This window comes from Klebsiella sp. BIGb0407, assembly GCF_024807845.1.
GTDB lineage: Bacteria > Pseudomonadota > Gammaproteobacteria > Enterobacterales > Enterobacteriaceae > JGM124.
Genome location: NZ_JANUEQ010000002.1, coordinates 366,920 through 392,058 on the forward strand (window position 1 = coordinate 366,920; position 25,139 = coordinate 392,058).

Annotated in this window: 17 protein-coding genes; 12 read left to right on the forward strand and 5 right to left on the reverse strand. The window is 44.7% G+C overall.

What is annotated here, in order from left to right; translation table 11 throughout:
* Positions 1 to 44: 44 nt before the first annotated feature.
* The gene (locus tag M2387_RS08865) at positions 45 to 962 is read right to left on the reverse strand and encodes a LysR substrate-binding domain-containing protein (protein ID WP_259048794.1); all 918 of its coding nucleotides are present in this window, start codon (positions 960 to 962) and stop codon (positions 45 to 47) included.
* Positions 963 to 1,052: 90 nt separating this feature from the next.
* Between M2387_RS08865 and M2387_RS08870 the strand changes: the two genes are divergently transcribed.
* Entirely contained in the window at positions 1,053 to 1,529 is a 477-nt protein-coding gene (locus tag M2387_RS08870; RefSeq protein WP_259048795.1) for a GNAT family N-acetyltransferase, read from the forward strand.
* Positions 1,530 to 1,576: 47 nt separating this feature from the next.
* On the opposite strand, the gene M2387_RS08875 is transcribed toward M2387_RS08870, so the two are convergent.
* Positions 1,577 to 3,136 carry a rhamnogalacturonan acetylesterase gene (locus tag M2387_RS08875; protein ID WP_259048796.1) on the reverse strand — a complete coding sequence of 520 codons (1,560 nt, stop codon included), beginning with the start codon at positions 3,134 to 3,136 and terminating at the stop codon, positions 1,577 to 1,579.
* A gap of 493 nt (positions 3,137 to 3,629) precedes the next feature.
* Between M2387_RS08875 and M2387_RS08880 the strand changes: the two genes are divergently transcribed.
* From M2387_RS08880 to M2387_RS08905, 6 genes are all read left to right on the forward strand, one after another.
* On the forward strand, positions 3,630 to 5,276 hold the full coding sequence (locus M2387_RS08880; protein ID WP_259048797.1) for an alkaline phosphatase: 1,647 nt from the start codon (positions 3,630 to 3,632) through the stop codon (positions 5,274 to 5,276).
* A 904-nt stretch (positions 5,277 to 6,180) separates the two neighbouring features.
* Positions 6,181 to 6,759: a fimbrial protein gene (locus M2387_RS08885; protein WP_259048798.1), complete on the forward strand. Its 579-nt coding sequence runs from the start codon at positions 6,181 to 6,183 to the stop codon at positions 6,757 to 6,759.
* A gap of 56 nt (positions 6,760 to 6,815) precedes the next feature.
* Positions 6,816 to 7,517 (forward strand): fimbrial biogenesis chaperone, encoded by a 702-nt coding sequence (locus tag M2387_RS08890; RefSeq protein ID WP_259048799.1) that lies wholly within the window; start codon positions 6,816 to 6,818, stop codon positions 7,515 to 7,517.
* A gap of 2 nt (positions 7,518 to 7,519) precedes the next feature.
* Positions 7,520 to 10,021 (forward strand): fimbria/pilus outer membrane usher protein, encoded by a 2,502-nt coding sequence (locus M2387_RS08895; RefSeq protein WP_259048800.1) that lies wholly within the window; start codon positions 7,520 to 7,522, stop codon positions 10,019 to 10,021.
* Positions 10,021 to 11,097, forward strand: a complete 1,077-nt coding sequence (locus tag M2387_RS08900) for a fimbrial protein (protein ID WP_259048801.1) — start codon at positions 10,021 to 10,023, stop codon at positions 11,095 to 11,097. The genes M2387_RS08895 and M2387_RS08900 overlap by 1 nt, the downstream gene beginning before the upstream one ends.
* The gene (locus M2387_RS08905; protein WP_259048802.1) at positions 11,090 to 11,809 is read left to right on the forward strand and encodes a fimbrial biogenesis chaperone; all 720 of its coding nucleotides are present in this window, start codon (positions 11,090 to 11,092) and stop codon (positions 11,807 to 11,809) included. Before M2387_RS08900 ends, M2387_RS08905 begins: the two co-directional genes overlap by 8 nt.
* 57 nt (positions 11,810 to 11,866) lie before the next feature.
* Here M2387_RS08905 and bcsG read toward each other — a convergent pair whose 3' ends face one another.
* Genes bcsG through bcsE form a run of 3 tightly spaced genes read right to left on the reverse strand, consistent with a single transcriptional unit; the run spans position 11,867 to position 15,298 of the window.
* Entirely contained in the window at positions 11,867 to 13,504 is a 1,638-nt protein-coding gene (bcsG, locus tag M2387_RS08910; protein WP_259048803.1) for a cellulose biosynthesis protein BcsG, read from the reverse strand.
* On the reverse strand, positions 13,494 to 13,691 hold the full coding sequence (bcsF, locus tag M2387_RS08915) for a cellulose biosynthesis protein BcsF (protein ID WP_259048804.1): 198 nt from the start codon (positions 13,689 to 13,691) through the stop codon (positions 13,494 to 13,496). Before bcsF ends, bcsG begins: the two co-directional genes overlap by 11 nt.
* Positions 13,688 to 15,298: a cellulose biosynthesis protein BcsE gene (gene bcsE, locus M2387_RS08920; protein WP_259048805.1), complete on the reverse strand. Its 1,611-nt coding sequence runs from the start codon at positions 15,296 to 15,298 to the stop codon at positions 13,688 to 13,690. The genes bcsF and bcsE overlap by 4 nt, the downstream gene beginning before the upstream one ends.
* Positions 15,299 to 15,640: 342 nt before the next feature.
* On the opposite strand from bcsE, the gene bcsR reads away from it, so the two are divergent.
* The 5 genes from bcsR to bcsC all read left to right on the forward strand — a co-directional run bounded on the left by bcsR (position 15,641) and on the right by bcsC (position 25,139).
* Entirely contained in the window at positions 15,641 to 15,835 is a 195-nt protein-coding gene (gene bcsR, locus M2387_RS08925) for a cellulose biosynthesis protein BcsR (protein WP_259048806.1), read from the forward strand.
* 3 nt (positions 15,836 to 15,838) lie between these two features.
* Positions 15,839 to 16,573, forward strand: a complete 735-nt coding sequence (gene bcsQ, locus M2387_RS08930; protein WP_259048807.1) for a cellulose biosynthesis protein BcsQ — start codon at positions 15,839 to 15,841, stop codon at positions 16,571 to 16,573.
* Entirely contained in the window at positions 16,570 to 19,191 is a 2,622-nt protein-coding gene (bcsA, locus tag M2387_RS08935) for a UDP-forming cellulose synthase catalytic subunit (protein WP_259048808.1), read from the forward strand. Before bcsQ ends, bcsA begins: the two co-directional genes overlap by 4 nt.
* A gap of 10 nt (positions 19,192 to 19,201) precedes the next feature.
* Positions 19,202 to 21,508, forward strand: a complete 2,307-nt coding sequence (gene bcsB, locus M2387_RS08940) for a cellulose biosynthesis cyclic di-GMP-binding regulatory protein BcsB (RefSeq protein WP_259048809.1) — start codon at positions 19,202 to 19,204, stop codon at positions 21,506 to 21,508.
* 166 nt (positions 21,509 to 21,674) lie between these two features.
* On the forward strand, positions 21,675 to 25,139 hold the full coding sequence (bcsC, locus tag M2387_RS08945) for a cellulose synthase complex outer membrane protein BcsC (protein WP_259048810.1): 3,465 nt from the start codon (positions 21,675 to 21,677) through the stop codon (positions 25,137 to 25,139).

Consider the following 25,139-nt stretch of genomic DNA (forward strand, 5'->3'; position numbering starts at 1 on the left):
ATCATCCTCGCTTTTTCTCGCCTCGCGTCGGTACGCGACAAAAGCTACTCATGAGCCATTTTTTGTAGCTCCTTTTTAAGCCAATGCGTAGCCCCGCGTTTGCCGCTACGGATATGTGAATAGATCTTCACCTCAAAAGGGGCAACGGTAAAAGGTAGTGCAAATATTTTGAGTCGGGCAGTTTGGATAAATCTCTCAGCCGCACTTCGGGGAATCGCCATCAGGAGATCGGTATCCTCGATAATAAAAGGCGCACTTAGCATCGAAGGCGTTTTAATGGCTATGTTCCTGGTATGGCCCAGGCGTTCAAGCTCAATATCCAGAACGCCCTGCGTTTCATTCCAGGGAGTGACAACGACATGTCTGGCAGCAAGATAGTCATCAAACGTCAACTGTATTCGGTTGATATTACTGATAATGACATATTCATCTGTCAGCCAGTTAATGACGTCTAAATCCGGATGTTCATGTTCATTAAGGGCACTGAATCCCAGCGCTAAATCAACTTCCCCGGCTAATAGCTCAGTCAGCGCCGGGCTATGTGCCAGATAGCGGAATTCAAAACTAAGATTAGGCGCGACAAACTGTAATCGCTTCATCAGCGTCGGGAAAATACAAAAAGCCGTGAAGTCTGTAATCGCTATCTGTAAACAATCGGTGCTGACTGAAGGAGAAAAATCAGGCTGGGGACTCAGCTGTTGATTTAAAAACATCAGGGCTGAACTGATAGAAGGGGCAAGCTGAGTCGCATAAACGCTCGGACACATACGATGCCCCTCACGATAGAAGAGCGGATCGTTCAATGCAGTACGCAAGCGGGTTAATGCGTGACTAAGCGCAGAGGTACTGATGATCAACTCTTCTGCCGCCAGACGTACTGACCGATGACGATAGATAGCATCGAACATCAGTAGCAGATTAAGGTCGATACGGCGTAGCGCTGGATGCATAATATTCATCAATATGTGATTTCATTGCACTTAATTCTTTTAACAATACCGATTAAGCTTAGCGCCTGCAATGTAAACCCGACCGTTGAAAACAGGAATACCATGAGCACTATTATCCGCCAGGCCACGCCAGAAGATGCGCAGGCTATTTACGACATGATTTATGAACTGGCTGTGTATGAGAAAGCGCCAGAAGAAGTCGTCACTACAGCCGATGAAATCAGAGACTCTTTGTTTGGTGCAGATAGCAAAACAGAGGCACTAATCTGCGAAGTAGCAGGTAAAACCGTCGGTTACGCCGTATTCTTTACCAGTTACTCCACCTGGCTTGGCCGCAATGGTATTTATATGGAAGACCTGTACGTTTCGCCTGATGCCCGTGGGCAGGGTGCCGGAAAGGCATTACTGAAAACCATCGCTCAGTATGCGGTGGAAAGGAAATGTGGTCGTCTGGAGTGGAGCGTACTGGACTGGAATCAACCGGCTATCGATTTTTATCTTAGCATTGGTGCTATTGAACAGGGTGAGTGGGTTCGCTACCGTCTGTCTGGCGATGCGCTGATCGATTTCGCCAAATAACCTGCGGCGGTTAGCGGACTACCCTGTCGGTAGCCCGCTTAATCAGATTACTTCAGCAAAGGTATCAGACCTTTCAGACGTTGCGGGTCACTCTTAATCCCCTCGACCACAATTGCGGCTATCGCCTCTGCCCCTTTTTCCTGAAAATGCGTCCGATCAGGATTCATAATATTGCCTGTGGTTGCCACATCAGCGTAGTAAGGGTAGCGGATAACATCAGAGACACCCAGCCAGTAGTTTTTCCACTCGGGCTCTCCCAGACTATTAGCAAACTCCCGGCTTCTGGTATCCAAATCAATCACTGCAACATGGTTCTCTGTCGCAGTATCGATAACGGTTTGTGAGTAGCTACCCGGGTAATCGCCTTTGGTCGTGATATGAGTACTGGAGGTAATAGGAAACAATCCAGCAACCTGACTCGTTACTGTTTTGTCCTGATTGATACGCGTCACTGGCGTTATCAGTACCGGAATAGCCCCTTTGTCGTTAGCCAGCTGTAGGTATTTTTCTAGCGATTTCTGGAATGAGTAATCAGGTTGATCGGCAGGAAAACGAGGGGTACCGTCTGCGGCATTAGCATAGGTACAACGGAAAATCCAATCCGTCCCGCCCGTCACATTACATTTTTCGTCATTATGACCGAATTGTATCAACAGATAATCGCCTGCCTGAATATTATCAGCAATCAGGTCAAACCAGCCTTCAGTAATAAAGCTACGCGAACTACGGCCCGATTGCGCGACATTGATGACTTTGACATCTGCATCGGTTTTAAACTGACGGTTAAATGCTTGTCCCCAGCCCATACGCGGCAGAACTTCTGCCGGATAATTACTGGCGGTGGAATCGCCGGCAATAAATACTCGGGTTTTATAATCACTCCAGGGTTTTAAGCGCGGATCCAGTGGATTGCTGCTACGGATCTCCATCAGGTTACGATCGTAAAGCGCGCTACTGCCTCTTTCCGTTATTGTCCCATTGCTGAAACCATCACGATTAAAATAGAGCTGCGCCAGAACAGCATCGACTCCCGTATGGTCAGCCTTCATTGCGCTGGTAACAGGTTCAAAATGTTCCGCATCACTGACACCGGCAGCCTTAAGCGCATCCAACAGATCGATACGTAGTTTATTACTGGCAGCTTCAATCGTAGCTGCTTTCGCTCCCGCAGGAGCACAGGCCGCAATCAGCTGCAGTGAACCTTTTAGTCCGAGATCGGTTGTGGCTACTGCTGAAGCTATTTTGTCAGTCAGTGGATTAATATTCGCGATATTGACGGTATTTGCCTGCAAAGTAGTAAGTACGGATGCCAGTTGAATGTCATCTTTTTGTACACTCAACAGAATAGGTGCCGTCATTTCACTGGCGGGTAATACAAAACTTCCGTCAGCCTGTGTCTGTAATACACTGCGCACACCTGTCGCATCACAAACAGTAATACTGGCGTTGGAAAGAGGCCCCCCCACAGCTGCAACACCCCGGATAGAGGTTGTCTGAAGCTCTGCCTTATTTTTATTATTTTGGTCATTATTATCGACGGTGGTCTGCGCCATGACGGGTGAAGAGAGCAACAAGCTTAATGTTATGGCGTATGGTGTTAATTGCATAAGAACCCCTGCGCTACAATCAGAAGATATATACTCGTAATTCATCAAATTGTAGCTGTGCTAGCTAATAGTAAATTAAAGAGGGCAATAGAAATAACCCAGAATCATCCATGCATATTGGGATATCAATAAATCCAACTGCTGGATTATTTATAATCAAAATCAACCCGCAAAATCTATCAAAAATGAAACATTGTTTTAATAACGCAGATCACAAATTCAATAAAGATTTTGGTTACAGAGGTGAAGGGCGTGAGAAATGACTCGATGATGAGTAATTATCAATAAAATCAGTATAATGACCATATAACAAGCAAAAATAAGCAACCGATATCACGTGACACACTTAGTCTAAAATATGAAATCCCGAAACATTTTTAGTTAAAAAAGTGTAAAGATTCATAAATTTTTACACTTTTAATAAAACTGAAATATTGTTTTCTTACTATCCAGGCTCACAAATTTTATTATTTCTATTGGGAATAAATTATTTATGCGCTTTCTAAAGTCACTTGTTTATACCGCTGTGTCAATTTCACTGGCTTTCCCGCAATTATCTGTAGCTGCCAATACGAGCGAAAAACCACAAACCGTTAAAAATGTGATTGTTATGATCCCAGATGGAATGAGTGTGACAGGCACCACGCTTGCTCGGCTTTATAAAGGGGAATCTCTTGCTCTTGACCCGTTGGCAAGTGGCTTAATGAGCACCTGGAATGGTGACGGTACTATTGCCGATTCAGCGCCTGCTGGCTCGGCTATCTCTTCTGGCTGGAAATCCCAGAGCGGTAACATCGCCAGTACCGGGAAAAAATATGATTTACCGGGAGTCAAAACGCCTCCGGCTGGAGAAGAACTCCGCCCCGTAGCAACCCTGCTTGAAGCCGCAAAACTGAGTGGCCGGTCTGCGGGTATTATCAGTACCAGTGAATTTATGCACGCAACGCCTGCTGACTTCAGTGCGCATGATCCTTCACGTAAAAGCTACGATAACCTGACAGAACAAATTGTCTATAATAACCTGGACGTGATTTTAGGTGGTGGTGCTAAATATCTGAAAGCTGAGAACCGTGCCGATAAAGAAGACATGGCTAAAGTCCTCACTTCACGTGGCTATACCATTGTTAACACCCCCGATCAGCTCAATTCATTTGATGGTAAAAAACTGGTCGGTGTGTTTGGTAAAACAGATAAACACACGGCACTGTCTTATGACCTGGACCGTGACCCGGCGCTGGAACCTTCACTGGGTGATATGACACAAAAAGCGATTGATGTGTTGTCACAAAACCCGGATGGCTTCTTCTTAATGGTTGAAGGTTCAAAAGTTGACTGGGCAGCCCATGCCAACGACCCGGTGGGTATTGTCAGCGATGTTCTGGCATTTGATAACGCCGTCGCTAAAGCCGTTGAGTTCGCGAAAAAAGACGGTAATACCTTAATCATTGCCATGACCGACCACGGTAACTCAGGTATCTCTATCGGCGACCGCTCTACCTCTACAAATTATGATAAAACGCACTGGACAAGTTTTATCAACCCGCTGAAAAAAGCGAAAGTCACTGGCGAAGGATTTGAAGCCATACTGGAAACTCAGTCAGCCAAGCAAGACCCGGTAAAAATTCGTGCTTTAGCGCAAGAGTGGCTGGGTGTTGATGATTTAACGGATGCTGAAGTTAAGAATATTATGGGTGCCAAAGCGGACTCATTAAACTATGTCGTCGGCCCTATCCTTGCTGAGCGTGCAAAAATCGGCTTCACCACCAACGGACATACCGGTGAAGATGTGGTTCTCTACAGCTATGACCCACGCGGCCGCCTGCTGGGTGGCTTAATGGAGAACACCGAAGTGGCTCAATTTATGGCATCGGCACTCGATGTAAACTTAGAGCAAGCAACTAACCGTCTGTTCCTTGATGCCAATGCTGAGTTTAAGGCTAAAGGCGCAACCGTCAGTGAAGACGTCTCGGATGCAGAGAATCCGGTTCTGGTGGTTAAAAAGGGCAACCAAACCCTGAAGATCCCACGTAATAAAAGCGTTGCATGGCTGAATGATAAAGAAGTCATTTCAGAAGGGGTCAATGTTTATAACGGTTCTCGCTGGTTTGTTTCCCAGTCAATCATCGACCAAATTAAATAATTAATCTCCTCTTGAGTAAAGCTCGCACTGTCGGAGCTTTACTCATCTTTTTTCTTCAATACCACACTCCCCCTCCTGACTCGCCCCATTATGCATCCATAACATAGTTAATCCCCTCAAAGCTTGACCGTCAAACATTACTCGAAATAACGATAAGCACTTAAAACACCCTCTGTATTAGAACTTATCTGAGAGAATAATAAATCATAATTTATGCATAAATATAATTATAGCAATATTAGTAACAGCCCATCAGATATCAATTTCTTCAACTTTACCTGCAAATATGCCAATGAAATTCTTTTTACGCCATTTCATTTACAACAAAAAAAATGATTTCATATGCAATGGTATTAATTTAAACCTTCTGTTCTTTAAGTACCCTTACTGAACATTTGCTATATCGATTATCAATACCAGAAAGATAAGTTTTCTATTTGCATAATGCATGCTTCATAAGTAAAGAATGATAATAACAACAAATCATCAAGTATTTTATGCTTTTTATATCACTTAAATCAGGAAAAATAACAAGCATGGCACAAAAAACAGAATATTAATCTTGTTTTTAACTTAACAATAAAAACCAAAAACAGAAACAGAAAAACAACCAAAGCAGAACAATGAACTGGGTTAATTTAAAAAAACCAGTTTTAATGACCATTAAATAGCTACAAATGCAGAATAAAACATCAAAAACAATGAAAAATGATACAAATGTTATTGTTAAATAATTTTCAACAAATAAATAACAAATAAAACAAAGTGATATATCCGACTTAACCTGAATCAACCAAAAGATACGGTTATTTTATTCAACCAGGCATTGAATAATACCCTCATTTGCGGGTTTTAACGGAAAGATTATATTTAAAAAACGGCGTTTAAATCTCTTGGAGGCTTTATGTTAAAGAATAAGTACGTACTTACGCTTTTGTCTCTGGCGGTCGTGTCATTCCCATCATTTGCTGCAACTAATAGTGAAGGCGGAACATTAAGTTTTACCGGTTCAATCAGTGATACTACCTGTACGATAAACGGCGGGGGTAGCAGCTCGTTAACTATTCCATTGAACCCAATCACAGTGACTGACGCTGGCACCACAGCTAATACCGTGATTGCGAAAAATCAAAAAACCTTCGACTTAACTTTCTCGGACTGTGCCCCGGCATCAGTTCCTGCGAGCAACTTAAAGATTTATTTCAGCTCTGCCAATATTTCCAGTAGCGGATTATATTTAGTCAACACCTCAGTAAATGAAGCCGATGCTGCAGTTGCAAAAAATGTCGGATTCAGTCTGTCAACAACTCAGGCGCGTACTACCCCTCTCCAGTTGAATAATGGCTTAGATACTGGAATCAGTGGTGCTTCGCCAACAGCTCAAACCTTTTCTTTAGTCGCCAGTTATTACAAGACAGCTGCCGCTGCGGCCAAAGCGGGTGCGATACAGTCTAGCGTAGTTTATACCATCTCTTATTTATAATAATGATGATAAAAGCCAGACGAATGACCGTCTGGCTTACTTAGTGGAGAATCATAATGAAGAAAACATTACTGCCACTCTTCTTCTTTTTTCTCTCACAGAATGCCCTTGCGAATATTGTCGTAACTGGAACTCGTGTTATTTATCCTGAAGGGGTAAATAGCATGGCAATTCAGTTAACAAATAATGGTAAAGACTCAGCGCTGGTCCAGTCATGGACAGACAGCGGTGATTTTAATTCCACGCCCGAGAATTCTAACGCACCTTTTTATATTTCCCCACCAATTATCAAAGTTGATGGTTTACAGGGCCAGCAACTCAACTTAAAGAAACTGGATAAACTGGATACAAAACTCCCTGAAAATATTGAAAGCGTTTTTTATTTAAATATTCTTGATATTCCCAAAACGCCAGATGAGGCTAAAGGGAAAAATATTATTCAATTAGCCACCCGATCCAGAATAAAAATATTCTATCGTCCGCAAGGATTAACCTCATCACCAGAGAATATTACTGACAAAGTAAGCTATAAATTAGCTGATGGTAATATCGTAGTAAAAAATGATTCTCCCTATTATTTAACCATTGCCTCTATCACAACTAAAGAAAATAAAAATAAATCAGTAGTTGAATCAGAAATGATTCCACCACTATCAACAAAAGCACTGCCATTAAACAGTAAGTTAAACGGTAATGATCTGATAATGAATTATGTCGATGATTATGGGGTTTTTAAAACTAAATCAATCAGACTGTAATTATGGACAATTTCAAACGAGTCATTATAGTGACAGGACTGCTGATCCTCACAAAAAATTCTACTGCCAGTGAGTTTGATACTTCATTGCTCGTAGGTAATTCAGCGCAGGCTGATATGTCACGTTTTTATACTGATGATAAATATCCGGTCGGCCAGCAATTAGTTGATGTCTATATTAATACTATATGGAAAGGTCAGTTTCTGGTTGAATTAAGCGACCAGCAGAAAATCAGCATGAAGTTAGATGAGATCAAAAAACTCGGTTTAAATATTCCTGAATCAATATTGAAGAATTCACATCAGGATCAGTATATTCCAATTGATGAATTATTTGATAAAATCAACTACCAGCTGAATTTCAGTGAAATGAAACTAGATATTTCCATGCCGCAGATTTACATTAAGAAATCAGAGCAAGGCTCAGTCGATCCGGAATTCTGGAGTCATGGTATTAATGCATTAATATTGTCCTATAATAGTAATTATTATAGTTATAGTGAACACGGGGGAAGTAGTAATGAAAGCTTCTTTACCACATTAAACACCGGGTTTAATTTTGAATCATGGCAATTCCGCGATGAATCTAACTATAGTTACTATTCTAACGGTGATAGTGGCTGGAAAAATAATTCCAGATATATCTACAGACCGATCAGTAAAATAATGTCCGGGTTAACTATCGGTGATTTTTATACTCCAGCAGATGTCTTTAGCTCGATAAAAATGCGTGGTATTGCCTTAGGTACTGAAAAAAGTATGCTACCTAACTCCAGTCAGTCTTTTGTTCCGGTGATAAGAGGTATTGCGCAGACAAACGCCCTGGTAGGAGTGTATCAAAATGGTAATTTGATTTATCAGGAGAACGTTCCTGCAGGGGAATTTGTCTTTGATGATATACAGCCCAGTTCAGGCAGCGGTGACCTGTCGGTGGTCATCCAGGAAGCGGATGGTCAAAAACAATCCTTTTCCGTACCCTATTCTTCAGTCCCTAATATGTTAAAACAGGGGGTGTTTAACTATAATGCCATCGTCGGGCAGGCTAAGCTCGCTAATACCTTTTATCAGCCTGATTTTATACAGGGTGAATATCATATTGGCGTAAATAATTTAGTCACCCTATATACCGGAGGCATTGTTAGCAAAGATTATCACTCAGCGGTACTGGGTAGCGGCTGGAATTTTGGTTTTGGTGCTATATCTGCGGATGTGACACATGCGGTGACCGAACTTGACACCGGAAAAAAGAGTGGCCAGAGCTATCGTTTAACCTACAGTAAATATATCAATGCAACATCAACCAATTTCTCTCTGGCAACCTATCGTTATTCCACCCGTAATTTCTATAGTTTCACTGATGCTATCTATACACATGATAACTATCGGGCCTGGCAACAGTATCGTGATAACTCGAATAATGATACTCCAGGGGCTCCATCTAGTGACATATCTTTAATATCCTATGATGCTTTACGGGGAGCAAGAGCTAAAAATACCTTCACGCTTAATCTTAATCAAAGATTACCGGAGAACTACGGATATATTTATATTTCAGGAACACAGAGAGACTATTGGAACTCTAGTGCAAAAAACAAAGAGTATCAGTTAGGCTACTCCAATACCATCAACGATATATCATTCGGCATCTCGGTATCACATGTTAAAAATTATCAGAGCCGTGATGAAACGCGTTATTTTGCCAATATCAGTATTCCCATCACTATTTTTGAAAAACGCGGTAATATCAATGTGGGAAGTTATTTTACCGATGATAAGTATCAGCAAACGCTGCTCAGTGTAAGTGGTGTTGCAGGAAAAGGTAATCAACTCAATTACAGCCTGTCAGCATCCAATCAGCCAGGAAATAATAACCTTATCGGTGGTAACCTGAGTTATCGATATCCTTATAGTACATTATCAGCCTCTGCCACTGAGGCCAGGTCTTATCGACAGGCTGGACTTGGAGCCAGGGGTACCGCTGTTGTTACCGCTAATAATATTCTTTTCTCCGGCGATACCGGGCAAACCTATACCATCATTAATGCACCCATGGCTGATAATTATATGGTTAACTCAGACAGGGCTGCGGTAACCAATAAAAAAGGTCTGGTTCTGATCAGCAGTTCCATACCTTACAGAACGAATAGTTATACGCTTGGCAATACGGATGAAAGCTCAGGCGCCGACCTGATGGGTAATATGGCACATATCACCCCCTATCAAGGGAGCGTCAATTATATTGAACTGGCGACAGATACCCGACAGACGTTTATTTTCAGAGCGAACTTACCTAATAATGAAAATCTGCCGTTTGGCGCTGAAGTATTAGACTCACAAAAGGAAAATGTCGGCTACGTGGGCCAGTCAGGCGTACTGTATATAAAAAGCAAAACCTATCCTGATATTTTATATATTAAAACTAACGCTGCCAGAGATGAAGAATGCATTATCAGAAACCCCATTGATACGATGGATAAAAACAAGAATATTTGCAGGGGGAAATAATGAAAAAAATAAAAAAATCATTATTAGTGATAGTTCTTTCAACAATGAGTTTGCCGCTGTGGGCTCATTGTCAACCTAGTACAACAACTATAGCACCTCTTATCTCGATAGATCTCTCCACGAGATTAAATGCTGTTACCACATCAGTTTCGGATATCAAAACCACTCTGTTTACAGGGAATTATATTTGTACATCACCGGGATTAGGTTCAAATGCTATCGCTATTGTTAATACCTTTTCACAAGGTAGTACCACCATCGGCTTTAATGGTGGTAAACAGTTTGTTCAAGTGAATGTCACTGGGCTAACAAATACCAGCCTTGAAAATATTCCTGCGGGTGCTCATCCGGCCGCTAACCTCAACACGCAGTTCACCATGAATTTTACTTTAGTGCCCACTAAGCCATCGAGTAACTATATTGAGGTCGCCGGAAACAGTTTTCCTATCGATGCCGTAATTGTCGCCACCGATGCATCCGGGCTTGGTCTTGTGATAACCTTACTTAGACTGGTTACTAAACTCGTGACGTTTTTATTAACCCTCAAATGGCCTATAGATGTAAATGATATATTTATTCAGCCCGTGACGCTCATCTATAGTCCATTAATCACGACTTGTGATTTTTCAAACAGAGATCTTACTGTCAAGCTACCGATGGTGACAATTAACACCCTGAAAACAGCGACCAGACCCGGATATACGCCGTTTTCATTAAATTTCCAATGTAACAATCTTATCGGCGGCACTAACACTTCACGAGATATCTCAGTATTTTTAGCCAGCACTAATTTACTCTCGACAGATAAAACGGTACTGCTCAACACCCAGGCTCAGGGAGCTAAAAATGTGGGTTTCAGAATAGTGAAAGCCGCGAGTCCAACTACTCCGGTTATCCTGTCTGATAGCGTCAATCTTAAAGGGAGTGCTACCGATATTTTCAAAGTGCTTAAGGCAGCAACGCTGCCCTCTTCCTTCACCGTCAATATGGGCGTTTATTATTATCCCTATGTAGTAAATAGCGTTACTGGTGGGGCAGTATCCAGTTCAGCACGCTTGGTATTCAGTTATGACTAACTCATTGACGCCCACGGGCAAATTTTCGCTATTAATTATTCTGATTCTGCTAACTATCGGTCAGCCATCCTATGCCAGCATCGTTGTTCAGAGCACCCGCGTTATCTATCCGGCAAATAAGCAATACGTCAGTGTACAGCTGGTCAATAACAACGGTACGCCTTCATTAGTGCAAAGCTGGATAGATGGCGGTGATATTGACTCAACTCCGGAAACCACCACCGCCCCCTTTATTGTCACCCCGCCAATAACAAAGATATCTGCCTATGATGGTACCCAGTTAAAAGTACATTTTCTTGAGAGAGCCTTACCTCAGGATCGTGAGTCGGTCTATTATTTTAATATCCTGGATATTCCAGCAAAGTCGGATAACGACCAGGGGGTTAATCAATTAAAACTGACGGTGCAAACGCGGATTAAATTATTTTATCGCCCGGTAAAATTATTAAGCGGAGTAGAAAAATCGTTAAATGAGATCACGTTTTCAGCATCCACCAGGTCCGTTATTATCAATAACCCCACGCCCTATTTTATGACTATTGCTGATATTTCGCTCAAGAACGATGAACTGCTGGCTCAGAGCGTGATGCTTGAACCCTTCTCTAAACAAGACGTAAGTATTAATCGAGAGCCATCAGCAGGCTGGATGATAGATGTTGATTTTATCGGGGATTCGGGTGATTACACCCGAGTCAGCAAAAAAGTGCTCTAGCTTCGCCGCTGCCAGTCATCATCGGTTAACCGATATCTTACTGGCAGCGACAGATTTTTAATCCGGGTAAGCAACCCAGTCACGGTTTCCTATCCGAATATAGGATTTACCCTGATATTTAATCGTCACGGAAGAGGCATTCTCAGCCACGCTCTCGGTTTCAGGTAACCCCTGTACCAGAGCTTTCCAGTCTACCGGGTCGGAGACAAAAATTTTCCCGTCCAGCGCACGCGTTACCAGCTCTGAAATAGCCAGATAACTGCTCGGCTGATTAATCTCTATCGGTGCTCCCTGGCCGGGGTCCTTCATACCAATAAATTTAATACCCGCCGGAACATGGGTAACACGTGGACTCGGAATATCACGCAAGCCAGAGACCTGCATTTTATCCCCTTCCAGGGCGGCACCATGCTCAGGAACAATGACCACCATGACCTTACGATTTGATTGCTCAAGCTTAGTCAGGAAGGCATCGAGCTCATCAAATAGCTTCTGAGCACGGACTTTGTAATCTGCCGGTTTGCTGTCATTCGGGAATTGATTACCATCGTGCAGAGGAACCAGGTTAAAGAAGGTTGCACTTCTGGCAGGTTCTTTGCTGCTTTTCAGGGTATCAAACCAGCGATTTAACACCGCGCCGTCGCTATAGATAGCTGACCCATCAAAGGCTTTCAGGTTCACCGGTAAATTACTCTGATCCATCAACGGCGTTTTCATATTGCCATTCTGGCGAACTTCATCGAGGAAACCACCAAACTGCCCATCATGATCCAGCATCAGTTGCTGACTGAAACCTAAACGCGCCAGTTCATCAAATAAATAACACTGACCATTTACTGGCTCATAGAGATTTTTATGCGAAGTCTGCCCGCAGCTGGCTCTCAGCAAACGGATCGCTGCCGGTCCACTGTAGGAGGTCGCTGAATTAAACTCTTTAAACAGAATATCAAAATGCTTCCATAACGGATGCGAGCTCAAGCCAACATGCTCAATATCGGACCATGACAACGAACAGATATTGATAATCAATAAATCGAAAGGTTGCGCATCTGCCGGCAACGCAGCAGGGAACTGTGTCTTACGCTGGGCTTCAGTGGCATAAAACTTATCTAAATACGCCGTCAGGTTTTCATTCGTCGGCGGTGCTGCTTGCAAAGAATCACTTCCTGCAACAACAGGATTAGCCGTAGCTTGCTGCACTTGTGGAACTGACGAGTCCGAGAAAAACATCGGACCAATAATGGGAGAAATATTTAGCCAGAGCATAATGGCAATGACAAAAGTGCTGACTCTTACCCAGGGACTTATCAGTCGATAAATAACCAGCAAAATGAAAGCATAGCCAACCATCGTCCAGTTAATAAAGCGTTCCGACAGCTCTAACAGATAGCTAAAGCTAAACTCGGTAACCTGACTCCCCTGACTCATAATACTGTCTAAGCCGGGTAGCCAGGTATCATGCCAGAACAGAGCGAAACCCACCGGGAAGGCTATCCAGTTACGCAGTTTATCTACCCAGCCAGCGGGTAGCGGCATCAGCAGAAAAGCCAGAAAGACCAGATTTTCCAGCGGATTAAAATTGAGATAGCCTGTCCATAACAGCGCAAATTTAGCTATAAAATAATAGTTCCAGCCACCCAGACCACGCCAGCGCAAGCCTGAGGGTAATGATTTTTCGTTAGAGTTATGCGTCATTTTTTTGGTCTGTCTTCGCTGAGGACTGGTGCAGGATTCCGTACGGTTTAATAGCGTGAGGTTTTAAAAAACGTAAACGTATCACTGCTCGTAATGCAGGCAGTTTTGACTTCAATATATAACCTGTCGGAATAAATATAATGGCACATAAAATAATCAACTGAATAATATCGACAGAATTAATCATGATGGTTTCTTAACCTGAATATCATCCAGCAGCGTAAAAGGTACCGGAGAATGCACTGTAGCAGTTTCAGTGATTGGGAGCGTATCTGCTAATGATGCCGTATCTGCGGTAAGCTCAGGCATCAGACTCACACCATTCTGCCACACTATCGGCTGCTTTATCTTGAAGCGATACAGCTGAGAGGTAATCTGCTCGTCGGTATACCACACCAGGCAATGGCTGAAAATATCACCCAGTTTCAGTGGGAAGAGCCGCTGGAGCACAGAGTGCATATCATTGAGGTGACAATTTGCCAGGAAGAGCATCAGACAATCTTCCCCGAGCGTAATAATATCCCCCATACGTTTTATCCGGCATACGGTCAGCGCCTGGTTCGGACGTAGCCCCGCGAGTGGTCGCAGAGCGACTAAAAGACCTTTATGGTCGGTTGCCAGGGGAGAGTCCTGAATCAATTCATTAATCGTACTGCTAAACACCTCTTTCGACTGATAACCCTTTAATTCCTGAGGCTTCATCTGTCGAATGATGCTATCCAGATCGCTTGAAATCGTCTGACTAAAGAGCGTTCCCTGCACGCTGCTGACCATATTCAGACTGCGAGGCAGCGAAACTTCTTGTGGAATAACCAGTGTCGCCCCACAGTTCAGCAGTAATTGTACGTCTGCAGCTCTGAGTTGCCCGTGTTTTTCACGAACAATGATTTTCAGCGCATTGCCCCGGTGTATTCGTAAAGTATGTATTTGGCGACTAAGTTCAATTATTTGATTTTGTTTAGAAAAATAGAAAATAATGGTTGCAGCATTCGCTAAACTAGCCGATTCAAAAACCTTTTCATTGTTTTCGTGAATCTGCCAGTTTTCTGATAATTCAGGCGTACCTTCCATAACATCTATATGACTGATAATAATATTTTCATCACCATAATGTTGTGGTGTGCTGTGGGTATCATAAATAACCTGCCAGCCATTTTCATGGTACTGGAGTGCCAGGCGCTGTCCGGCGCTCACCCCGCGTTCATTACACCAGAAAGCCACATCATAATGATGGTTACTCATCAACCGCGCTAAACCGGAAATAGATTGATGGGCATTAAGTAGCAAAGAATATTGTTTACTAATAAAATTCCCAGTGTTGATCAATACCAATGAACACTGCTGCTCGGTAGCCCAAGCCGACAGACTCAGTAAATCTGACTTAAGAGCTTGCTCGTCTGTTTTATCAAATGCATTTTCCGGGAATAGCACAATAAACAGAGTTTCTGATGGATTAATACTACACATCAGATCTCTGGATAATATCCCTAATCTTTCACCGGAATCAGGCATAGAAAAGAGATGAATAAACTCAGGGCCCGCTTTCTTATGAAATTTTATTTCGTCACGCAGGATTGCCGGGGGAGCAATAACAGCGACTTTGGCTGAAGAGATTTGTGATATAACCATTTGATTAATAAGATTTACTGCATCACTTTTAATATCCACATTCAGCCACCATACCCCTCCAGCAGGCATATGGCTTAGCTCTTCCTGTAGAGTATCAATACCTAATGTAAACAGTGGGTTAGTAGTCTTACCAACCGATATGCCAGACTTAAAATTAAGGCGCATAAGGTTTTCAGTCTTAATAAGATATTCTATTGAAAAAAAGCCTTTTCAGCTCTACCCTCGATAATATATTTCATTTTATTAAAAATTTTGTCATCATACTACTGATAATTTACGTATAATAACATAGCAGAGCGGTATACCTGCGAGTCCCCCCAAAGATCTCGTTAATTTATATTCTGCTTCATAAAATATATTATTTATCTCCTTAATAATTCGAGTTGTATGTAAGTACTGAGCAGAGCGAATTGATGAGTATAGACAAATTATGTGATTCAACGCGCAATTTTGAGATAACTTGAATTATGACGGGTATAAATATGCCTGCTAACGGACCGCTCTGGAATGAACGACATCAAGCATAACAGTACTCAGGAAACTGACAGTTCATTCACTAATGCAAATGACCTGGAAACCTTGAGCCTGGCATTTTCCCTGCAAAACATTGATTATATTGATATAACCCAGCAGGAGCAATTGATAGCCGCAATACAACGCTGGCCTCTCTTGTCAGAGCTCATGCAGGATCAGGGAGATTAGCGAGTGGCGATCATTGGATTACAGGGAATACGCGGTGGCACTGGAACAACTTCTATTACTGCGGCTCTTGCCTGGGCTTTACGCCAGTTAGGTGAGTCAGTCTTGGTCGTGGATGCCTCTTCCGACAATATGCTACGTCTTTTTTTTGATATTGCGGTTAATCGTCCTGAAGGATGGGCTCGCGCAACGCTGGATAACCAGAATTGGCAGGAAAGCGCCTGGCGATACACTTCTTCTCTCGATATATTGCCTTTTGGAACGCTGAATGAGAGCGAAAAAACGTCTCTCTATACTGACTCAATTCTGCGCAATAAATTTAATCAGTACCTGAAGATACTCAAAGACAGCCAGCGCTATAAATGGATTCTGGTCGATCTGCCGTTTCTTCCTGCAGGCATAACAACCGACTGGTTCGCGCAGCTTGATTATAAAATTAATATTGCCCAGCCTGATGCCAACTGCCATACCCGTCTCTGTCAGCAGCCTATAGACTCACAGAGTTTCCTGCTCGTGAATGGCCTGCAAGTGGCAAGCAAATTACAAAATGATATCTATCAGGTCTGGTGCTATATACAACAGGCAATAATCCCTGTTGCCTTTCATGCTGATGAAGCGATGGCTGAATCCTTAGCGATGAAAAAACCGGTTGGCGAATATAGTCCCCATTCTTTGATAGCAGAGGAAATGATAACCCTGGCAAACTGGTGTCTGATTAACCTGGCAGGCCAGCGCGTATGAGAGCCTTTCGTCCCGTTCTCTCACCCTCTTCTGTCGGTCCTCAGCTTGGGACTCATTATAAAATCTATCGTTATCATCAGGCTTCAGTACTGAGTGCTATCTTAGGCTGTTTCTGGCTATTGACAGCATGGATCTTCCTGCCGCTGGAAAACCAGCAGTGGCAGAATATTCGTCGTAATCGCCATTACCTTTATCCGCATATTGATCCCAGCCGTCCACGGCCACTGGATATTTTGCGCTATGCCATTCAAAGCTTATGGTTACTGATAACCAAAACGCCCTCGAAAATGGCGTATAATTTTGAACTCATTAATCACGCGGTACGATTGCATAACCGTATTATTGCAGCCTATGACAAGATCTTTATACGTTTAAGCGCACAGGCCGTCACGCTAAAGGATGAGGCCGACCCACAGCAAAAAAATGTGCATCCCACCCTGCGCTGGGTAATTATTGGAACGCTATCCAGTATTGCCATGGTGATTGCTATTCTCTGTATTACTCAGCCGTTTAACCCCGCAGCCCAATTCGTTTTTTGGCTGATACTCTGGGGGGTTGCGTTACTGGTTCAGCGTCTGCCGGGGCGATTCCCCTCTATGATGCTGATTGTTCTCTCCTTGCTGGTTTCCTGCCGTTATATGTGGTGGCGTTATACCGAAACGCTGAACTGGAACGACCCTCTGAGTCTGGTATGTGGTCTGACGCTGCTGTTTGCAGAAACCTATGCATGGATAGTGCTGGTTCTCGGTTACCTTCAAGTCATCTGGCCGCTTAATCGCCAGCCCGTAGCTATGCCTGCGGATCTCAGCCAATGGCCGACTGTTGATATTTTCGTACCGACTTATAACGAAGACCTGCATGTTGTTAAAGGCACTATCTATGCCTCTATGGGTATCGACTGGCCACAAGACAAGATTAATATCTGGATACTGGATGATGGCGGAAGAGCTGAATTCCGTGAATTTGCGGAGTCACTCGGCATCCACTATATAGCCCGTACCACCCATGAACATGCGAAAGCGGGCAATATCAACAACGCTTTGAAATATGCTAAGGGCGAGTTTGTCGCTATTTTTGACTGCGACCACATCCCAACCCGTTCATTTTTGCAATTAACCATGGGCTGGTTCCTCAAAGAAAAACAGCTGGCAATGATGCAAACCCCGCATCACTTCTTCTCACCCGATCCTTTTGAAAGAAACCTTGGTCAGTTCCGTAAAACCCCCAACGAAGGGACACTGTTTTACGGGCTGGTACAGAATGGCAACGATATGTGGGATGCCACTTTCTTCTGTGGTTCCTGCGCGGTAATTCGCCGTGGACCGCTGGATGAAGTCGGCGGTATCGCCGTAGAAACAGTGACTGAAGATGCCCACACCTCACTGCGTCTTCATCGCCAGGGTTATACCTCTGCTTACTTGCGTATTCCTCAGGCGGCGGGGCTGGCAACCGAAAGTCTGTCTGCACATATCGGTCAGCGTATTCGCTGGGCGCGTGGCATGGTACAAATATTCAGGCTGGATAACCCGATGTTTGGCAAAGGGCTAAAGCTGATGCAGCGCCTTTGCTATACCAATGCGATGCTCCACTTTATGTCCGGTCTACCACGGATGATCTTCCTGGTCGCTCCACTCGCATTCCTGTTGATGCATGCCTATATCATCTATGCCCCGGCGGTGATGATAGTCCTGTTTGTCTTGCCCCATATGATTCATGCCAGCCTGACCAACTCCAGAGTTCAAGGGAAATATCGCCACTCGTTCTGGAGTGAAATCTATGAAACCGTTCTCGCCTGGTATATTGCTAAACCGACACTGGTTGCACTGTTTAACCCGCATAAAGGTAAATTCAACGTTACCGCAAAAGGCGGTCTGGTTGAAAATGAGTATGTGGACTGGCTGATTACCCGTCCGTATATGATTTTAGTGCTGCTTAATTTGTCCGGTTTGCTGGCTGGTATCTGGCGCTTTGCCTATGGTCCGGAGGATGAAACGTCAACGGTGATAATCAGTATGATCTGGGTAATGTATAACCTGATTATTCTGGGTGGCGCAATCGCGGTTTCGATAGAAAGTAAACAGCTCAGACGCGCCCATCGTGTTGAAATTGCCATGCCCGCTGCGATTAAGCTTGCCAGCGGGCATCTGTTCTCCTGCACCCTGGTTGACTATGCCAATAGCGGGGTGGGTATCCGATTAAACGCAGAACATGGATTAACGAGTAATCAGCAAATTATGTTACTGCTTAAAAGGGGTACAAAAGAGTATTCCTTCCCGGCTCGCGTGATGAGGGTCAAGGGCACTCAAGTTGGGCTCCAGTTAGAAGAGATGACCCCGCGCCAGAATATCGATTTTATGCAATGTACCTTTGCCCGCGCAGATACCTGGGCGCTATGGCAAAAAGATTACCCGGAAGACAAGCCACTGAAAAACTTGTTTTTTATATTTAAACTTGGTTTCAGAGGTTACCGTCAGTTAACTGATTTTGCTCCTGATTCAGTAAAATACCTGTTACGGCTCAGCGGTCAGTTAATGAGCTGGCTCTATTCATTCGTTCCACGCATATCGCCGGCGGCTGTTCAACAACCACCAGCTGAATCTGCACTGGCTCAACCTTGATGATAATGTGATGAAAAGAAAAATACTTTGGCTTTGCGCAGTCGCCGCCAGCATTTATGCCTCTCCACTTGTGTCGGCTCATTCGATCGATAACGCTAGTGGTGAAGCAACGCTTTCTCCCGAGCCTTCCACGTTATCTTCACAGGCTGGAACTCAAGCAGCTCAGATGAGTCAACCAGTTATCATGGAGCAAGCGCCCTCCCGGAATGTGACATTAAGCTTTGCACAGATAGCGCCAGCACCTGGCAATATCGCCCTGAAGGGCATTATTCCTGACGCAAGGGTTACCTTTGATACCCGCCGTGATGAGGTTGTCTCCAAAGCGGTACTTAATCTTGAGTACACGCCTTCGCCTGCGCTGCTGCCAGTACAGTCCCAGCTAAAAGTGTATCTTAATGATGAGTTGATGGGCGTCTTGCCGGTAACAAAAGAACAGTTAGGCCAGAAAACTGTCGCACAGATGCCTATCGACCCTCGTTATGTCGCTGATTTCAATACGATACGTCTTGAGTTTCTCGGGCATTATCGGGATATTTGTGAAAACCCAACCAATAATACTCTGTGGCTGGATATCGGACGTAACAGCTCGCTGGATTTGAACTATCAAAGTCTGCTGCTCAAAAACGATCTGTCCTATTTCCCGGAACCGTTCTTTGACGCACATGACAGCAGAGTCCTGAACCTGCCGATGATTTTTTCCCGCACGCCAAGTCTGAAACAACAGGAAGCCGCAGGCATCATCGCCTCCTGGTTTGGCACCAAAACGCAATGGCGTGGCCAGCAATTCCCTGTTCTGTATAACCAGTTACCCAAAAATAACGCGATTGTGTTTGCCACCAATGAAACTCGCCCGGATTTTCTCAGAAACTATCCAACGGTGACGCGCCCTACTATCGAAATGATAAGCCATCCACAGGACCCGTATATTAAGTTACTGGTCGTATTCGGACGTGACGATAACGACCTGATCGTTGCGGCAAAAGGGATTGCTCAAGGTAACCTGTTATTCCGTGGTAGCAGCGTCACGGTTGATGAGGTCAAACCGATCGTTCCGCGTCAACCTTATGACGCACCGAACTGGGTACCAACAGACAGGCCTGTCAGTTTAGGGGAGCTAAAAACCTATACTCAGCAGCTTCAGTCAACGGGAATCGTCCCCAGACCTCTCAGTATTAACGTGAATCTGCCTCCGGACCTGTTTATTGCCCGCAGTGACGGTATCGATTTAGATCTCAAATACCGCTATACCGCACCCGTTGAAAAAGACAGTTCTCGTCTGGCTATTAGCCTGAACGATCAATTTGTTCAGTCTATTAATCTGACGCCGAAAGAGACGGGTAATCAGTTATTACGTCTGCCGGTAATACAGGGCTTACTGGATGACAAAACCGATATCGCTATCCCGGCTTTACAGTTGGGCTCTCGTAATCAGCTCGGTTTTGACTTCTCCTATATGAACCCAATGCCAGGGGGAACGCTGGAAAACTGTATTACCTATCAGCCAGTGCCTAATCATGTGGTGATTGAAGACAGCTCGACCCTTAATTTCTCAAGCTATTACCATTTTATCGCCATGCCAGACCTGCGCGTATTTGCTAACTCAGGATTCCCGTTCAGTCGCATGGCAGATCTGTCACAAACACTGATTGTTGTCAGTCAAAACCCACAGCCAGGCCAGGTGACGACAATGCTGGATACACTGGGAATGGTAGGCGCACAAACCGGTTTCCCGGCATTGAATTTTTCCATCACCGACGACGGGCAATCAATTAAGGATAAAGATGCCGATATTATGATTATCGGTTCGATTCCACCTGAGCTTAAAGATGATAAACAGATAGCGTTACTGGTGAATGCAACAGAAAGTTGGGTAAAAACACCGCTGCGCCAGACCCCATTATTAAATGGGGTGCCAGATCCTAAAGATAGCGAAGCAGAAACCCAGACGACGATTTCCTCCAGCGGACCTATGGCTGCGATACTGGGCTTCCAGTCACCTTATAACAGCCAAAGAAGTGTTCTGGCGTTACTGGCCGATAGCCCGCGTGGTAATGAGTTACTGAATGAGGCCATTGGTGATAGCGGTAAACGTGCCTTTATTGGCGGTTCAGTGACCATTATTCGTGACTCTGGTGTCAATGCGCTGCGTGTCGGGGATATCTACTATGTCGGCCATTTACCCTGGTATGAACGTATCTGGTTTGCTCTATCAGCACACCCGATTATTTTGAGTATCTTAGCCGTCGTGACGATGATCCTGCTGGGTTGGATATTATGGCGTGTTCTGCATATTCTTAGCCGTCGCCGCCTGAAATAGAGAAAAACAAATCACCCTCGGTAAGCTGATTGCCGGGGGTGACTTCAAAAATTAAGTATCTATTTTCAGTAAGCTGGCGCTTTTCGGCTATGATACAAACCAGCCACTATCAATATAAAAAATGGCCTCGAAGAGCAGAATGATCCCCAATCAGGGTAAAAGAAGAATGGGCAAAATTTCATTAAATATCATTACATTTTCCTGGCCAATCATATTTGCCGTTGAGGCTCAGGCTGCGCCAACGCCCACGCAGCAGTTACTGGAAAATTTGCACCTGGGCGAATCTCTGAATCGCCAGGATTTAATTGATCAGACCCTCTCTCGCTTAGTCCTGACGGATACCAATAATCCCGACGTTATTGCCGCCCGATTACGTTTATTGCTCCGTCAGGGGGATAACGAAGGCGCAAAGCAGCAGCTGGATATATTATTTGGCATGGCCCCCGATTCTCAGGCTTATCGTGAATCATTTCAGTCTTACCTTCTGGCTAATCCAGAATTGCGTTTACAGTTACAGCAGGCGCGATTATTTGCCTCTTCTGGCAATACTACCGCTGCTCTTAACGCCTATAAGAAAATATTTTCAGGCAATGAACCCGCTGGTGATTTAGCGATTGAATACTGGATGACGGTAGCGAAGCAACCGTCTCAGGTAGCGCTGGCGTTGAATAAACTCAAGGCAATCAAGAGCAAAGACCCTGGCAATATACCGGTACAAGTTAATATCGCACGACTGCAGTTCAGTCAGGGCAAACTTCAGGAAGGTTTTAAGTTACTGGAAGAGATGGCTCAGACGCCTACCGGACGCGATGATGCGGCAAAAGCATGGTTCGCCCAAATCAAGGATATGCCGGTCAGCCAGGCCAGTACTGACGCATTACAACGCTTTTTAGTTATTTTTGATAATGAAGCTATGGTCAACCAGGCTAAGAGCACGCTGGATACCCAACAAAAACAGCTTCTTGATCCCGCCTTCCGAGCCAGAACCAACGGCCTGGCTTATCTCTCTCGAGGTCATGGCGGGGCAGCTATTTCCCAGCTTCAGATCGCCTTGCGTAACAATAGCGATGACAGTGAATTAGTCGGCGCTCTGGGTCAGGCTTATTCCCAGCAAAATCAGCGTGAACTGGCGGTTAAGCAGTTGCAAAAAGCGATTGAGATGGATCCGCAGAGTAGCAACCGCAGTAAGTGGAATAACCTGCTGGAAATCAACCGCTACTGGCTACTGATAGCGCAAGGTGATAAGCAGCTGGAAGCGAAGCAATTCGCCGCGGCACAGCAGTCATATCAAAGAGCCCTGCAAATGGGCTCACGTGATAGCTATGCGGTAAAGGGGCTTGGAGATGTCGCATTAGCGCAAAAATATTATGCCGGTGCTGAGCGTTATTATCAGCAGGCACTGCGCATCGACCGTAATAATAGTAATATATTGAGTTCGCTAGTAAGCGTTTACTCACAACAGTCTGAAGAGCGGGCAAAAGCGTTCATTGCCAGTCTTTCGCCGGGCCAGAAAAAGAGTATTGAAGGTTTACTGCGCCGTTTAGAAGACCAGGAAAGAGAGAAGAAAGCACAGGTCCTCGAAAATCAAGGTCAGTGGGCACAAGCCGCGATTATTCAGCGCCAGCGTCTTGAAAATGACCCCGATAATGCCTGGCTCGCCTATCGACTGGCCGGTAATCTTGATTCTGCCGGCCAGCATCAGGATGCGGATAAAGTTATGCGTGACATGGCTGCCAAAAGTAATCCGGATGCAGAGCGGATTTATACTTATGCTTTGTATCTGTCGAGGCATTCACGAGATGTTGAAGCCCTGAAACACCTGAACACTTTCCCGCATGAAAAGTGGGATAAAGACATTACTGACCTGGCTGCTCGCTTAAATACACAGATTGTTATCACACAGGCTCAATTGATGCGCGAAAAAGGCGAGTTAACAGCAGCCTTTAATTTATTAGCAAATCAGCCTGCATCCGAAAATAGAGATTTGCTGCTAGGCGAGTGGGCAACAGAGGCGGGACAGTTTGCGGTAGCTGAAAGCTATTATAAAAAGGTACTCGGTTATTCTGCCAATAATACCGATGCCTTAATGGGCCTGGCAAAACTATCCATTGCGCAAAATAATCTGCCCGGGGCTCGCCATCAGTTACAAAAAATTGTTCTCTCAGCGGCTCCAGAAGAGTCCTCTGTTGGGGTACAAAGAGTACTCGCCAGCCTTTGGTCAACCATCGGCGAACAAGATAAAGCCGATAAGCTGTTTATCCAATTAACTCAGTGGGCCAGACATCAGCCTCCTTCAATGGACAATGCGCTTATCCTGCGGGATGCGGCACGCTTTTATATCGCCAGTGGGAAGCCTCTACTCGCAAAACAAGCCTATAAAGATGCGATGCCTGCCGCCCGGATCAGCAAGACTTCGCCAGCAGATGATGCAACCTATACCCGACTTACCAGAAATAATGAGCAGGATGACTGGCTCAAGAGCAGCATTCGTCGTGAGGCCGCTGACCTTCACCGCCAGCAAGATGTGAATGTCACACTGAGTCATGAATACGGCGGTTCCAGCGGAACGCCCGGTTATTCCGATCTGAAAACCCATACCACCATGTTGCAAATCGATGCGCCATTAAGTGACGGGCGGGTCTGGTTCAGAACCGATAAAGTCAGTATGAACGCGGGTACTTTATCTGAAAGTAATGCGGCATGGGGGACTTGCCAGGAACAAGCCTGTTTCGGTGTACCAAAACAAACAGCTAACGGTGTAAGCCTGGCAACCGGCTGGAAAAACCAAACCTGGCAGATGGATATCGGTACCACCCCACTCGGTTTTGATGTGGTCGATGTCGTCGGTGGAATTAGCTACAGCGATGATATAGGTGATGTCGGATACACCCTGAATCTCCATCGCCGCCCGCTTTCTAACTCGTTACTGGCTTTTGCGGGTCAGCACGACCCTAATACCAATACGACCTGGGGAGGCGTGAGAGCAACGGGAGCTGGCGTCAGCGCCAGTTATGACCAGGGCGAGGAGCACGGTTTCTGGGGCAGCGTTGATGCTGACTCGCTAAAAGGTAAGAATGTCGAAGATAACTGGAAAGTGAGCTGGATGGGGGGTTATTACTACAAACTGCTCAATGAGAATAATCAGCGGCTGACTGTCGGCGCTAACAATATGCTCTGGCACTACAACAAGGATCTGGGTGATTATTATCTTGGCCAGGGCGGCTACTTCAGTCCGCAGAAGTATGTTTCATTCAGTGTGCCAGTCACCTGGCGTAAGCGTACTGAAAACTGGTCATGGGAATTGAGTTCATCAGCTTCCTGGTCGCATTCTCAGACATCGACCCATAAATTATATCCAATCGCTTCTTTATTGAGTAATGGCAATATTAACTATCCTGTTGGGTTTGACACCAATGCAGGTACTTCCAGTAATGGTTTTGGTTATACAGCCCAGGCTTTGGTAGAAAGAAGACTCAATGAAAACTGGTCTGTTGGCGCAGGCATTGATCTACAGCATGCGAAAGATTATACCCCGAGTCATGCGCTAATTTATCTTCGTTATTCTCAGGCTGGCTGGATGGGTGATTTAGATCTTCCTCCTCAACCGCTTATCCCTTACGCTAATTTTTAA